General features: G+C 72.2%; 12 protein-coding genes. 5 read left to right on the top strand and 7 right to left on the bottom strand.

Annotation, left to right across the window (positions count from 1 at the left end; genetic code table 11):
* Positions 1–10: 10 nt before the first annotated feature.
* On the top strand, positions 11–1,054 hold the full coding sequence (locus AB0C99_RS20785; protein WP_362476895.1) for a zinc-dependent alcohol dehydrogenase family protein: 1,044 nt from the start codon (positions 11–13) through the stop codon (positions 1,052–1,054).
* Here AB0C99_RS20785 and AB0C99_RS20780 read toward each other — a convergent pair.
* Together AB0C99_RS20780 and AB0C99_RS20775 are read right to left on the bottom strand one after the other, a co-directional pair.
* Positions 1,044–2,381: a CoA transferase gene (locus AB0C99_RS20780; protein ID WP_362476893.1), complete on the bottom strand. Its 1,338-nt coding sequence runs from the start codon at positions 2,379–2,381 to the stop codon at positions 1,044–1,046. The two genes, AB0C99_RS20785 and AB0C99_RS20780, sit on opposite strands and share 11 nt — an antisense overlap.
* Before the next feature lie 97 nt (positions 2,382–2,478).
* On the bottom strand, positions 2,479–4,014 hold the full coding sequence (locus tag AB0C99_RS20775) for a S8 family serine peptidase (RefSeq protein WP_362476892.1): 1,536 nt from the start codon (positions 4,012–4,014) through the stop codon (positions 2,479–2,481).
* Positions 4,015–4,286: 272 nt separating this feature from the next.
* On the opposite strand from AB0C99_RS20775, the gene AB0C99_RS20770 reads away from it, so the two are divergent.
* The 3 genes from AB0C99_RS20770 (at position 4,287) to moaA (ending at position 7,457) form a co-directional block, all read left to right on the top strand.
* Positions 4,287–4,658, top strand: coding sequence for a DUF485 domain-containing protein (locus AB0C99_RS20770; RefSeq protein ID WP_362476890.1), 372 nt, complete (start codon positions 4,287–4,289; stop codon positions 4,656–4,658).
* Entirely contained in the window at positions 4,655–6,304 is a 1,650-nt protein-coding gene (locus AB0C99_RS20765; RefSeq protein ID WP_362476888.1) for a cation acetate symporter, read from the top strand. Before AB0C99_RS20770 ends, AB0C99_RS20765 begins: the two co-directional genes overlap by 4 nt.
* Before the next feature lie 163 nt (positions 6,305–6,467).
* Positions 6,468–7,457, top strand: coding sequence for a GTP 3',8-cyclase MoaA (gene moaA, locus AB0C99_RS20760; RefSeq protein ID WP_362476886.1), 990 nt, complete (start codon positions 6,468–6,470; stop codon positions 7,455–7,457).
* On the opposite strand, the gene AB0C99_RS20755 is transcribed toward moaA, so the two are convergent.
* Positions 7,440–7,679, bottom strand: coding sequence for a hypothetical protein (locus tag AB0C99_RS20755; RefSeq protein WP_362476885.1), 240 nt, complete (start codon positions 7,677–7,679; stop codon positions 7,440–7,442). The two genes, moaA and AB0C99_RS20755, sit on opposite strands and share 18 nt — an antisense overlap.
* 184 nt (positions 7,680–7,863) lie before the next feature.
* Positions 7,864–8,199 (bottom strand): DUF3099 domain-containing protein, encoded by a 336-nt coding sequence (locus tag AB0C99_RS20750; RefSeq protein ID WP_362476883.1) that lies wholly within the window; start codon positions 8,197–8,199, stop codon positions 7,864–7,866.
* Positions 8,200–8,368: 169 nt separating this feature from the next.
* Between AB0C99_RS20750 and AB0C99_RS20745 the strand changes: the two genes are divergently transcribed.
* Entirely contained in the window at positions 8,369–8,644 is a 276-nt protein-coding gene (locus tag AB0C99_RS20745) for a GlsB/YeaQ/YmgE family stress response membrane protein (RefSeq protein ID WP_362476881.1), read from the top strand.
* 80 nt (positions 8,645–8,724) lie between these two features.
* Here the strand turns inward: AB0C99_RS20745 and tyrS are convergent, their stop codons facing one another.
* The 3 genes from tyrS to AB0C99_RS20730 all read right to left on the bottom strand — a co-directional run bounded on the left by tyrS (position 8,725) and on the right by AB0C99_RS20730 (position 12,972).
* A complete protein-coding gene (gene tyrS, locus AB0C99_RS20740) occupies positions 8,725–9,990 on the bottom strand; it encodes a tyrosine--tRNA ligase (protein WP_362476880.1) in 1,266 nt (421 codons plus the stop codon).
* 61 nt (positions 9,991–10,051) lie between these two features.
* Positions 10,052–11,443 carry a TldD/PmbA family protein gene (locus tag AB0C99_RS20735; RefSeq protein WP_362476878.1) on the bottom strand — a complete coding sequence of 464 codons (1,392 nt, stop codon included), beginning with the start codon at positions 11,441–11,443 and terminating at the stop codon, positions 10,052–10,054.
* The gene (locus AB0C99_RS20730; RefSeq protein WP_362476876.1) at positions 11,440–12,972 is read right to left on the bottom strand and encodes a TldD/PmbA family protein; all 1,533 of its coding nucleotides are present in this window, start codon (positions 12,970–12,972) and stop codon (positions 11,440–11,442) included. Before AB0C99_RS20730 ends, AB0C99_RS20735 begins: the two co-directional genes overlap by 4 nt.
* Between the last annotated feature and the right edge of the window lie 96 nt (positions 12,973–13,068).

The raw sequence follows: 13,068 nt of genomic DNA, 5'->3' as shown, positions 1-13,068 counted from the left end.
AACGTCCGTCATGCGCGCCACCACCATCCACGCCCCCTTCGACATGCGCGTGCGGGACGTGCCCGACCCGGTGATCCAGGACGCCACGGACGTCGTCGTCCGCGTGGTCCGCGCCTGCATCTGCGGCAGCGACCTGTGGGCCTACCGCGGCGAGTCCGCCCGGCAGCCCGGCCAGCGCATCGGCCACGAGTTCCTCGGCGTCGTCGAGGAGACCGGCGCCGAGGTCCGCGGCTTCCGCAAGGGCGACCTCGTCGTCGCCCCCTTCGTCTGGTCCGACGGAAGCTGCGACTACTGCGCCGAGGGCCTCCAGACCTCCTGCCCCAACGGCGGCTTCTGGGGCACCGTCGGCTCCGACGGCGGCCAGGGCGAGGCCGTCCGCGTGCCCTTCGCCGACGGCACCCTCGTCGCGCTGCCCGCCGACGCCGCCTCCGACGACCACCTGCTCACCGCCCTCCTCGCGCTCTCCGACGTCCTCGGCACCGGCCACCACGCCGCCCTCGGCGCGGGTGTCGCCAAGGGCTCCACGGTCGCCGTCGTCGGCGACGGCGCCGTCGGCCTCTGCGGCGTCCTCGCCGCCCGCCGCCTGGGCGCCGAGCGGATCATCGCGCTGGGCCGCCACACCGCCCGCACCGACATCGCCCGTCTCTTCGGCGCCACCGACGTCGTCGCCGAGCGCGGCGACGCCGCCGTGGCCGCCGTCCGCGAGCTCACCGGCGGCCAGGGCGCCCACGCCGTCATCGAGGCCGTCGGCACCGAGCAGTCCATGCGCACCGCCGTCGCCGTCACCCGCGACGGCGGCTCCGTCGGCTACGTCGGCGTCCCGCACGGCAGCGCCACCGGGCTCGACCTCTCCGACATGTTCGACCGCAACATCGCCCTGCGTGGCGGCGTCGCCCCCGTCCGCGCCTACATCCCCGAGCTGCTCCCCGACATCCTCGACGGCACCGTCGACCCCTCCCCGGTCTTCGACCTGACCGTCGGCCTGGACGGAGTCCCCGACGGCTACCGCGCCATGGACGAGCGCACCGCGCTCAAGGTCCTCGTCAAGCCGTGACCCAGGCGGGCGCGTCCGCGCCCGCCACCCCCGGCGGGCGCGACCAGCCCGCCGGGCCGCCCTCGTACGCGTAGGCCACCGGCGACCGCGCGTGCCGCAGCCGTCCGAGCGGGCCCTCGGTCTCCGTCAGGTACCGCCCGGGGTCGTAGCTCCCGTCCGCCGAGGCCGCGGGGCTGCGGGGGAGCGTCCCCGTCAGCCAGTGGCCCGTCTGGGCGAGTGCCACGCGGACCAGGCGCGTGCCGCCCTCGCGCTCCTGCTCCGTCAGCGAGCGCAGCACCGCCGCCGCCAGCAGATAGCCCGTCCCGTGGTCCAGCGCCTGCGCCGGCAGCGCCCCCGGCTCCGCCGCCGAACCCTCCAGCGCCGCGATGCCCGTCGCCGCCTGCACCAGGCTGTCGAAGCCGCGCCGCCCGGCCCACGGCCCGTAGTCGCCCCACGCCGACAGGCGCGCCGTCACCAGACCGGGCCGGTCCAGGCCGAAGCGGTCCAGGGCGCCCGGCCGGTAGCCGGTCACCAGCACGTCCGCCGCGTCCAGCAGCTCGTCGAAGGTGCGCCGGTCCGAGGGCCGGTCCAGGTCCAGCGCCGCCGTCCGCTTCCCGACGTCCGTGTCGGCGTGCTGGTCCGGCAGCTCCGGGCTGCCCGGCGGGTCGATCCGCAGCACGTCCGCGCCGAGCAGCGCGAGCGTCCGGGTCGCGACCGGGCCCGCGATCACCCGGGTCAGGTCCAGCACCCGCGGCGGACGCCCCGCGCGCGCCCGGGGCGCCGCCCCGTCCAGCCGCTCCCGGGTCAGCGGCGGCCGGGCCGCCACCGCCCGCCCCTGCTCGCTCGCCGCCCACTCCTCGGGCGTGCGCAGCGCGACGGCGAGGCCCCCGGCCCCGTACACCAGCGACTCGACCTCCCGCGCGGGCCGCCCGCCGATCGCCGCCGCCACCGCCTCCACCGAGTCGGCGGCACCGAGCGCGCCGAGCAACGCGGCCTTGTGGTGCGGGTAGTTGGCGTGGGTGCGCACCCAGCCGTCGGCGGCCCGCCAGAACCGGGACAGCGGTGCGAAGGAGACCGGAGCCCGGCCGTCCACCCGCAGGTGCCGCTCGCTCACGAAGGCGGTGGCCACCGCCCCGTCGTCCACCCGGACCGGCCCCGCGGCCCCGGCGTGCTCGGCGGCGGCCAGCGCGCAGACCGCGACGGCCGCCCGTGCCAGGTCCATCACGGGCAGGCGGGCGGCCAGCAGCCCCGGCGGCCCGCCGTACACGACCCGGCCGGGCGCCGCGGGATCACCGCCCAGCGCCGCCCACAGCGATTCCGTACCCGCGCGCACCGTCTCGTCGTCCATGCCCGCATGATGGCACCCGGTGTCATCAGGGCCACATGAAGAGGCCCTGGCGCGGCTCACCGCACCAGGGCCTGATCACCGATCAGCGGTCACGTGCCTAGCGGCGGACCGCCGCCAGCGCGTCGACGATGCCCGCGCCGTAGAAGCCGTTCTTGTTCTTGCCGCCCTCGCACACCGCGTCGATCTTGCCGTCGCCCTCGATGTCGTACGGGTTGGTGCACGCGTGCTCGTCGGCCTGCGCGTACAGCAGCGCCTTCAGGGCCGCCGGGGAGGCGTACGGGTGGGTCGACTTCAGCAGCGCCAGGACGCCCGCCACGTGCGGCGAGGCCATCGAGGTGCCGGCCTTGTAGTTGTAGCCGCCGTTGACCGTGGTCGACAGGATGCGGCCGTTGACCGCCGGGGCGTCCGGGGTCTGGTACTCGGTGCGGTCGCCGCCGGGCGCCGCCACGTCGATGACGCCGAGCCCGTAGTTGGAGTACGACGCCTTCAGGCCCTTCGCGCCGGTCGCGGAGACCGTCACGACGCCCGGCAGCTGGGCCGGGTAGTCGAAGCACTCCTTCGGGTTGATCACCCGGTCGCCGGGGACGGTGTCGTTCGGGCTGCTGTTGTCGACGATCGAGTCGGCCGCGAGGTCGAACTTCGAGTTGCCGGCCGCCGCCACGTTGACCGTGCCCCTGCGCTCCGCGTAGCGGGTCGCGCGGGTGACCGCCTCGATGAGGGCCTTCTGGTCCTCGTCGTTCTTGCAGGCGAACATCCACGGGTCGGTGTAGTAGCTGTTGTTCGTGATGTCGACGCCGTTCTCGGCGGCCCACACGAAGCCGCAGACCACGGCCTCGGTGTAGAAGAAGCCGTCGGGGGTCGACACCTTGATGCCGGCCAGCTTGACACCCGGCGCGACACCGGTGACGCCGACGCCGTTCTTGGCGGCGCCGATCGTGCCCGCGACGTGCGTGCCGTGGTCCGACTCGCCCGCGTTGGGACGCCACGAACCGGGGGTCGTGTCGGGCTTGCCGCTCACGCAGTTGGCGGACGCCTTGGCGTTGAAGTTCGGCGCCAGGTCCGGGTGGGTGTCGTCCACACCGGTGTCGATGATGCCGACGGTGACGCGCTTGCTGCCGAGCGTCTTCTGGTGCGCCTTGTCCGCCTTGATGGCCGGGAGGTCCCACTGCAGCGGCTCCAGCGGGTCCTGCTCGTCCGTGGCGGCGGCCGCGGCGGCCTTGACCTCGGCCGGGGTGAGGGCCTGGGCACCCTCGTCGACGGCGTCGTCCTGCGCGGCCCTCAGCGGGGCCGTGCGGGTGGCGCCGGCGGAGACCACACCGCGGGCCTTGCGGATCGTCGTCCCGAAGTCCGGGTTCTTCGAGTGGACGACGATGACGCCTATCTGGTCGTACGCGACGACCACTTCACCACCGGCGGCGGCGATCGCCTTCTTCACCGAAGCGGCCGTCCAGCGGCCCCCCTCGACGTTGACGACGTACGAGAGCTGCGGGCCGTCGGCCGACACGGCCGACGTGACGCCGCTCAGCTCCGCGGCGGAGGCGGCGCCGGAGGGCAGGAAGCCGAGCGAGGCCGTGAGCGCGAGACCAACCGGCAGAGCGAGTACTCGGCCGCGCCTCGATCCCAGATGAGCCATGGGTTCTCCACATCATCCGTCTGTACTGTCCGCGCGCCGATTGCGCGTGAACAGGTGCATGACGAGTGAAGCTATCGCCGATCTTCCCCGCGATTCAATGAGTTGAGAAGACTTCATGAAGATCAGGCAAAAGAAATCCACGCCGTGAACCGCTTCGCGACGCCCTCCGTGCCGTTGAGCAGGGGAGGGGCTCCGTCCCGGAAGCCCCCGCTCCGCACTCTGGTGAGGCCCCCTTGTCCAAGCCGTCCGCCCCCGCGTCCCGAGGAGAGTCCGTGGCCACCGAAGCACCGCCGCCGCCGAGAAACGGCACGGAGACCACCGGTCCCGTGCAGCCCACCACGGAGCAGTTCATCGAGGTCCAGGCGGGCGAGGAGTTCGGCGAACTGCGCCGCACCTACCGCTCCTTCGCCTTCCCGCTGACGATCGCCTTCATCGCCTGGTACCTGCTGTACGTGCTGCTCTCCAACTACGCGGGCGGCTTCATGGGCACCAAGCTCTTCGGCAACATCAACGTGGCCCTCGTCCTCGGCCTCGGCCAGTTCGCCACCACCTTCCTCATCGCCTGGCTCTACTCCCGCCACGCGGCCGGCCGCCTCGACCCCAAGGCCGAGGCCATCAAGGCCCGTATGGAGGCCGACGCATGAGAACCCCCGCCCCCCTGGCCGCCGACACCACCGCCCTGCTCGCTGCCGGCGGCGGCGCGAGCGAGCACCGCCCGCTGATCATCGGGCTCTTCGCCGCCTTCGTCGTCGCCACCCTGATCATCACCGTCTGGGCCGGCCGGCAGACCCGCAGCGCCGCCGACTTCTACGCGGGCGGCGGCCAGTTCACCGGCTTCCAGAACGGCCTCGCGATCTCCGGCGACTACATGTCCGCCGCGTCCTTCCTCGGCATCGCCGGCGCCATCGCCCTCTTCGGCTACGACGGCTTCCTCTACTCCATCGGCTTCCTCGTCGCCTGGCTGGTCGCCCTCCTCCTGGTCGCCGAACCGCTGCGCAACTCCGGCCGCTTCACCATGGGCGACGTCCTCGCCTACCGGATGCGCCAGCGCCCGGTCCGCACCGCCGCCGGCACCTCCACCATCGTCGTCTCGATCTTCTACCTGCTCGCCCAGATGGCCGGCGCCGGCGTCCTCGTCTCGCTGCTGCTCGGCATCACCAGCGACGGCGGCAAGATCGCCATCGTCGCCCTGGTCGGCGTCCTGATGATCGTGTACGTGACCATCGGCGGCATGAAGGGCACCACCTGGGTGCAGATGGTCAAGGCCGTGCTCCTCATCGCGGGCACGCTCCTGATCACCTTCCTCATCCTCCTCAAGTTCCACTTCAACATCTCCGAGCTGCTCGGCGCCGCCGCCACCAACAGCGGCAAGGGCGACGCCTTCCTGGAGCCCGGCCTCAAGTACGGCGCCACCGCCGTCTCCAAGCTGGACTTCCTCTCGCTCGGCATCGCCCTCGTGCTCGGCACCGCCGGCCTGCCGCACATCCTCATCCGCTTCTACACGGTGCCCACCGCCAAGGCCGCCCGGAAGTCCGTCAACTGGGCCATCGGCATCATCGGCGCCTTCTACCTGATGACGATCGTGCTCGGCTTCGGCGCCGCCGCCCTGCTCAAGAACAGCGACATCATCGCCTCCAACAAGGCGGGCAACACCGCGGCCCCGCTCGCCGCCCTGGAGATCGGCGGCGGCGCCGGCTCGACCGGCGGCGCCATCCTGCTCGCCGTCATCTCCGCCGTCGCCTTCGCCACCATCCTCGCCGTCGTCGCCGGCCTCACCCTGGCCTCCTCGTCCTCCTTCGCGCACGACATCTACGCCAACGTCATCCGCCGCGGCCAGGCCACCGAGAAGGAGGAGATGCGGGCCGCCCGCTGGGCCACCGTCCTCATCGGCGTCGTCTCCATCGCCCTCGGCGCCCTCGCCCGCGACCTCAACGTCGCCGGCCTGGTCGCCCTCGCCTTCGCCGTCGCCGCCTCCGCCAACCTGCCGACGATCCTCTACAGCCTCTTCTGGAAGCGCTTCACCACCACCGGAGCGCTCTGGTCGATCTACGGCGGCCTGGTCTCCGCCGTCGTCCTCGTGCTGTTCTCCCCGGTCGTCTCCGGCAAGCCCACCTCGATGTTCAAGAACGCCGACTTCTACTGGTTCCCGCTGGAGAACCCCGGCCTCGTCTCCATCCCGCTCGGCTTCCTGCTCGGCTGGCTCGGCTCCGTCCTCTCCAAGGAGAAGGCGGACAAGGGCAAGTACGCGGAACTGGAGGTCAAGTCCCTCACCGGCGTCGGAGCGCACTGATCCGGATACGCTCCGCCACCCTCCACCGGCCGCGTCGTAGAGTTCTACGACGCGGCCGGTGCCGTCCTCGTGACAATCGGGCCGTGCCCGGTGTCCGAGCCGTCACGTAGGCTCGAACGAAGAAGAGACCGGACCATCCGGCGGAAGAAGGGGAGGGGGCCCAGTGCTCATCGACACCTACGGGCGGGTCGCCACCGACCTGCGCGTCTCCCTGACTGACCGGTGCAACCTGCGCTGCACGTACTGCATGCCCGAAGAGGGCCTGCAGTGGCTGGCCAAGCCGGACCTGCTCACCGACGACGAGATCGTCCGGCTGGTCCGGATCGCCGTCACCGACCTCGGCGTCACCGAGGTCCGCTTCACCGGCGGCGAGCCGCTGCTCCGCCCCGGCCTCGTCGGCATCGTCGAGCGCTGCGCCGCCCTGGAGCCCCGCCCCCGGATGTCGCTCACCACCAACGGCATCGGCCTCAAGCGCACCGCCGCCGCCCTCAAGGCCGCCGGCCTCGACCGGGTCAACGTCTCGCTCGACACCCTGCGCCCCGAGGTCTTCAAGACCCTCACCCGCCGCGACCGGCACCACGACGTCCTCGACGGCATGGCCGCCGCCCGTGACGCGGGCCTCACCCCGGTGAAGGTGAACGCGGTCCTGATGCCCGGACTCAACGACGACGAGGCCCCCGACCTGCTCGCCTGGGCCATCGCCGAGGGCTACGAGCTCCGCTTCATCGAGCAGATGCCGCTCGACGCCCAGCACGGCTGGAAGCGCGACGGCATGATCACCGCCGGGGACATCCTGGACTCGCTGCGCACCCGCTTCACGCTGACCGCCGAGGGCGCGGACGAGCGCGGCTCGGCCCCCGCCGAGCGCTGGACCGTCGACGGCGGCCCGCACACGGTCGGCGTCATCGCCTCCGTCACCCGCCCGTTCTGCCGGGCCTGCGACCGGACCCGGCTCACCGCCGACGGGCAGGTGCGGACCTGCCTGTTCGCCACCGAGGAGACCGACCTGCGGGCCGCGCTCCGCTCGGACGCGCCGGACGAGGTGGTCGGCGAGATCTGGCGCAAGGCGATGTGGGGCAAGAAGGCCGGCTCGGGCCTCGACGACCCGAGCTTCCTCCAGCCCGACCGCCCGATGTCAGCGATCGGCGGCTGACTCCCCGGCGGCGGGCTCCCCGTCCCACTCGGCGAACGGGACCACGTCCTTCAGGAAACCCCGTACACCCAGGAACTGGGACAGGTGCTCGCGGTGCTCCTCGCACGCCAGCCAGGTCTTGCGCCGCTCCGGCGTGTGCAGCTTGGGGTTGTTCCAGGCCAGCACCCAGACGGCGTCCGCCCGGCAGCCCTTGGCGGAACAGATCGGCTTCTCTTCGCTCACGGGACCAATGATCACGGATCCATTGTCCAGGAAAGGGCGATGCCGGGCAGCCACGGGGGGAGCTGCCCGGCATCGGTCCGTCGCTCCGACGGGGGATGCGGAGCGCGTAGGCAGTATGTCACGGCGCATGGGGTGCGGTGCACCGGAACTTCATGATTGATCTGAGCTTTTCTTGAGCTCGATCTCACGCTGTGTGACCGTCCGCGCCGCCCCGGCGTTCCGCATCGGATTCCAGCGCGGGGCGTACGGGCGGGGCCATGAACGTGGACGGAAGGGACTTCGGAGTCTCGCGTCCGGCGTTGGCGATCACCACGGCGACATAGGGGAGCAGCGCCCCGACGACGAGCGCCACGACGGCCACGTACCGCTCCACGTTCCACAGCGAGGCGGCGGCGATCACCGAGAGCGTGCGGATCGACATCGAGATCACGTACCGCCGCTGCCGCCCCCGGACGTCCTCGGCGAGCCCCTGCCGGGCGCCGGTGATCCGGAAGACCTCGGTTCCGCCATGCTTCCGCATCACATTCCACCACCCACCAGCCGTGCCGGACTCTCCCCGGTCCGTCCTGCACCCCACGGTACGCCGACGGTTCCCGGCGGAGGAGACCGGGGCACGGATGGCGGCGCCCGACATGCGCCGTATGGCCCACGGCCGGAGACTGGGCACACACGCGCACGAGGAGGCGACGATGGGTTGGTTGTGGGCGATCATTGTGGGCTTCGTCCTGGGCCTGATCGCGAAGGCGATCCTCCCGGGCAAGCAGCAGATCCCGCTGTGGCTGACGACGGTGTTCGGCATCATCGGCAGCGTGCTCGGCAACGCGGTCGCGACCTGGATCGGGGTCAACGACACCAAGGGCATCGACTGGACCCGCCATCTCCTCCAGCTCATCGGCGCCGTCGCCGTGGTGGGCGTGGGCGACATGCTGTGGGCCTCGATCAAGGGCAACAAACAGCGGACCTAGCCGGGGACCCCGGAACACGCCGGAGGCCCGGTGGGCGCACCTCGCGCGCACCGGGCCTCCGGCTTCGGTTCCGCTCCGGGCTAGCCGGTGAACTCGATCGCGGCCAGGTTCTTCTTGCCGCGCCGCAGCACCAGCCAGCGCCCGTGCAGCAGCTCGTCCGCCGACACCTCGGCGTCCTCGGCGGCCACCTTGACGTTGTTCACGTAGGCGCCGCCCTCCTTCACCGTGCGGCGGGCGCCCGAGCGGCTCGGCGCGAGGCCGACCTCGGTGAACAGGTCCACGACCTGCCCGAGCTCCGACACCCGCGCGTGCGGCAGCTCGGAGAGGGCCGCGGCGAGGGTCGCCGGGTCCAGCTCCGCCAGCTCGCCCTGGCCGAACAGCGCCTTGGAGGCGTCGATGACGGCCCGGCACTGGTCGGCGCCGTGGACGAGGGTGGTGAGCTCCTCGGCGAGCGCCCGCTGGGCGGTACGGGCCTGCGGCCGCTCCGCCGTCAGCTTCTCCAGCTCCTCCAGCTCCTCGCGGGACTTGAAGGACAGGATCCGCAGGTACGTGGAGATGTCACGGTCGTCGACGTTCAGCCAGAACTGGTAGAACGCGTACGGCGTGGTCATCTCCGGGTCCAGCCAGACGGCGCCGCTCTCGGTCTTGCCGAACTTGGTGCCGTCGGCCTTGACCATCAGCGGGGTCGCCAGCGCGTGGACCTTGGCCTCCGGCTCCAGCCGGTGGATCAGGTCGAGGCCGGCCACCAGGTTGCCCCACTGGTCGGAGCCGCCCTGCTGGAGGGTGCAGCCGTGCCGCCGGTAGAGCTCCAGGAAGTCCATGCCCTGCAGGAGCTGGTAGCTGAACTCGGTGTAGCTGATGCCCTGCTCGGACTCCAGGCGCCGGGCGACGGAGTCCTTGGTCAGCATCTTGTTGACCCGGAAGTGCTTGCCGATGTCCCGCAGGAACTCGATCGCCGACAGGCCGGCGGTCCAGTCCAGGTTGTTCACCATGACCGCGGCGTTCTCCCCCTCGAAGGAGAGGAACGGCTCGATCTGCGTGCGCAGCCGGTTCACCCAGTTCGCGACCGTCTCCGGGTCGTTCAGGGTGCGCTCGGCGGTCGGCCGGGGGTCGCCGATCTGGCCGGTGGCCCCGCCGACCAGCGCCAGCGGCCGGTGCCCGGCCCGCTGGAGCCGGCGGACGGTGAGCACCTGGACCAGGTGGCCGACGTGCAGGCTGGCCGCGGTCGGGTCGAAGCCGCAATAGAACGTGACGGGACCGTCCGCGAGGGCCTTGCGCAGGGCCTCTTCGTCGGTGGACTGGGCGAAGAGCCCGCGCCACTTCAGCTCGTCGACGATGTCGGTCACGTCGTCCGTCTCCTTCAGGGGATGGAATGCGGTCAGGGGTGTCCCGGCCAGTCTAGGCGGGTCAGACGCCCTTGCTGACCGAGCTCATGTTGAAGTCGGGCACCCGCAGGGCGGGCATCGCGGCCCGGGTGAACCAGTCGCTCCACTCGCGCGGCAGGGTCTGCTCCGTCCGGCCCGCCTCGGTGGCCCGCGACAGCAGGTCCACCGGCGACTCGTTGAACCGGAAGTTGTTGACCTCGCCGACCACCTCGCCGTTCTCGACCAGGTAGACGCCGTCCCGGGTCAGGCCGGTGAGCAGCAGCGTCGCCGGGTCCACCTCGCGGATGTACCAGAGGCAGGTCAGCAGCAGGCCGCGCTCGGTGGCCGCGACCATCTCCTCCAGAGAGCGCTCGCCGCCGCCGTCCAGGATCAGGTTCCCGGCGCCCGGGGCCACCGGCAGGCCGGTGAGCCCGGCGGTGTGCCGGGTGGTGATCAGATGGGCCAGCTTCCCGTCCCGTACCCAGTCCACCGGCTCGATGGGCAGGCCGTTGTCGAAGACGGAGGAGTCGTCGCCCGAGGAGTGCGCCAGCACGAACGGGGAGGACTCCAGGCCCGGCTGGTGCGGGTCGCTGCGCAGGGTGAGCGGCAGCGGCGAGAGGGTCTCGCCGAGGCGGGTGCCGCCGCCGGGCTTGGAGAAGACCGTGCGGCCCTCCACGGCGTCCCGGGCGATGGACGACCACAGCTGGTAGATCAGCAGGTCGGCGACGGCGGTCGGGGGCAGCAGCGTCTCGTAGCGCCCGGCGGGCAGCTCGATCCGGCGCTCGGCCCAGCCGAGCCGGACGGCGAGCTCCGCGTCGAGGGCGGCCGGGTCGACGTCCTTGAAGTCGCGGGTCGAGCGCCCGGCCCAGGCGGAGCGCGAGCGGTCCGGCGACTTGGCGTTGAGCTCCAGGGTGCCGTTCGGCTGGTCGTGCCGCAGCCGCAGCCCGGTGGAGGTGCCGAGGTAGCTGGAGGTGAGCTCGTGGTTGGCGAATCCGTACAGTTCCCGGCCGCCTGCGCGGGCCCGCGCGAACGCCTCGCCGAGGGCGGGCGCGAAGGCGTCGAAGACCGCGGAGGTGGTCTCGGCCGGCGCGTCCGTGAAGTCGGGCGAGACGGGCACCCCGGACACCAGCGGCTGGGCGTCCTCGGCGGGCCCGGCGGCCCGTGCGGCGGCCTCCGCCTCGCGGACCAGCGGCTCCAGGTCGGCGGCGGTGACCGCCGAGCGGGACACCACGCCGGAGGCGGTGCCCTGGGCGCCGTCCACGGTGGCGATCACGGTGAGGGTGCGGCCGCGGGTGACGCCGTTGGTGGTGAGGGCGTTCCCGGCCCAGCGCAGGTTGGCCGAGGACTCCTCGTCGGCGATGACGACGCAGCCGTCCGCGCGGGACAGCTCCAGGGCCTGCTCGACGATCTCGTACGGCTTGCTGACGCGGCTCATCGACCGGCCTCCTGCGTCGTGTTCAGAATGTTGACGCCCCGGAAGAGGGCGGACGGGCAGCCGTGCGAGACGGCCGCGACCTGGCCCGGCTGGGCCTTGCCGCAGTTGAAGGCGCCGCCGAGCACGTACGTCTGGGGGCCGCCGACCTGCTCCATGGAGCCCCAGAAGTCGGTGGTCGTCGCCTGGTACGCGACGTCCCGGAGCTGCCCGGCGAGCCGCCCGTTCTCGATGCGGAAGAAGCGCTGGCCGGTGAACTGGAAGTTGTAGCGCTGCATGTCGATGGACCAGGAGCGGTCGCCGACCACGTAGACGCCGCGCTCCACGCCGCCGATCAGGTCCTCGGTGGAGAGGCCGCCGGGGTCGGGCTGGAGCGACACGTTGGCCATCCGCTGCACCGGCACGTGGCCGGGGGAGTCGGCGAAGGCGCAGCCGTTGGAGCGGCCGAGGCCGGTCAGCTTCGCGATCCGGCGGTCCAGCTGGTAGCCGACGAGCGTGCCGTCCTTGACCAGGTCCCAGGACTGGGCCTGGACGCCCTCGTCGTCGTAGCCGATGGTGGCGAGCCCGTGCTCGGCGGTGCGGTCACCCGTCACGTTCATGATCGAGGAGCCGTAGGCCAGCTTGCCGAGCTGGTCGAAGGTGGCGAAGGAGGTGCCCGCGTAGGCCGCCTCGTAGCCGAGGGCGCGGTCGAGCTCGGTGGCGTGTCCGATGGACTCGTGGATGGTGAGCCACAGGTTCGAGGGGTCCACGACCAGGTCGTAGCGGCCGGCCTCGACGCTCGGGGCGCGCATCTTCTCGGCGAGCAGCCCGGGGATCTCGTCGAGCTCCTTGTCCCAGTCCCAGCCGGTGCCGGTCAGGTACTCCCAGCCCCGCCCGGCCGGCGGCGCGAGGGTCCGCATCGAGTCGAACTCGCCGGTGGACTCGTCCACGGCGACGGCGGTGAGCTGCGGGTGCAGCCGGACCCGCTGCTGGGTGGTGACGGTGCCCGCGGTGTCCGCGTAGAACTTGTTCTCGTGCACGGTGAGCAGCGAGGCGTCCACGTGCGCCACGCCGTCGGCGCGCAGCAGCCGGGCGCTCCAGTCGGCGAGCAGCCCGCTCTTCTCCTCGGCGGAGACGGCGAAGGGGTCGATCTCGTACGAGGAGATCCACACCTTGTCCGCGTGCACGGGCTCGTCGGCCAGCTCGACGCGCTCGCTGGAGCCGGCCGCCGCGATCACCTTGGCGGAGAGCTTGGCCATGGCGACCGCCTGCGAGGCGACCTTCGCGGCGCCGTCCATGGTGAGGTCGACGCCGGAGGCGAAGCCCCAGGCCCCGCCGTGCACGACCCGCACCGCGTAGCCGAGGTCGGTGGTGTCCGAGGAGCCGGACGGCTTGGCGTCGCGCAGCCGCCAGGAGGCGCTGCGGACCCGCTCCAGGCGGAAGTCGGCGTGGTCGGCGCCGAGCGCCCGCGCGCGGGCGAGCGCCGCGTCGGCGAGCGCCCGCAGGGGCAGCGCCGTGAAGGCTGCGTCGAGGGAATGGGGGCCAGATGGCACAGCTGTCTCCTGTCGTGTGAGACCGGTCGTCCCCGATCATGTCGCGCTTTACGCCGGGATGCCCAGACCATTCTGTAGAGACCCGACAGTGACTTC

The organism is Streptomyces sp. NPDC048659 (assembly GCF_040650575.1).
GTDB lineage: Bacteria > Actinomycetota > Actinomycetes > Streptomycetales > Streptomycetaceae > Streptomyces.
The sequence above is the reverse complement of the archived record's forward strand: the minus strand, read 5'-3'. Positions and strand labels throughout refer to the sequence as shown.

Excerpts from the sequence above, each read along its gene's own strand:
- AB0C99_RS20785 (WP_362476895.1), top strand. The coding sequence starts at position 11 with ATGCGCGCCACCACCATCCACGCCCCCTTCGACATGCGCGTGCGGGAC.
- AB0C99_RS20780 (WP_362476893.1), bottom strand. The coding sequence starts at position 2,381 with ATGGACGACGAGACGGTGCGCGCGGGTACGGAATCGCTGTGGGCGGCG.
- AB0C99_RS20775 (WP_362476892.1), bottom strand. The coding sequence starts at position 4,014 with ATGGCTCATCTGGGATCGAGGCGCGGCCGAGTACTCGCTCTGCCGGTT.
- AB0C99_RS20765 (WP_362476888.1), top strand. The coding sequence starts at position 4,655 with ATGAGAACCCCCGCCCCCCTGGCCGCCGACACCACCGCCCTGCTCGCT.
- AB0C99_RS20750 (WP_362476883.1), bottom strand. The coding sequence starts at position 8,199 with ATGCGGAAGCATGGCGGAACCGAGGTCTTCCGGATCACCGGCGCCCGG.
- AB0C99_RS20745 (WP_362476881.1), top strand. The coding sequence starts at position 8,369 with ATGGGTTGGTTGTGGGCGATCATTGTGGGCTTCGTCCTGGGCCTGATC.
- AB0C99_RS20735 (WP_362476878.1), bottom strand. The coding sequence starts at position 11,443 with ATGAGCCGCGTCAGCAAGCCGTACGAGATCGTCGAGCAGGCCCTGGAG.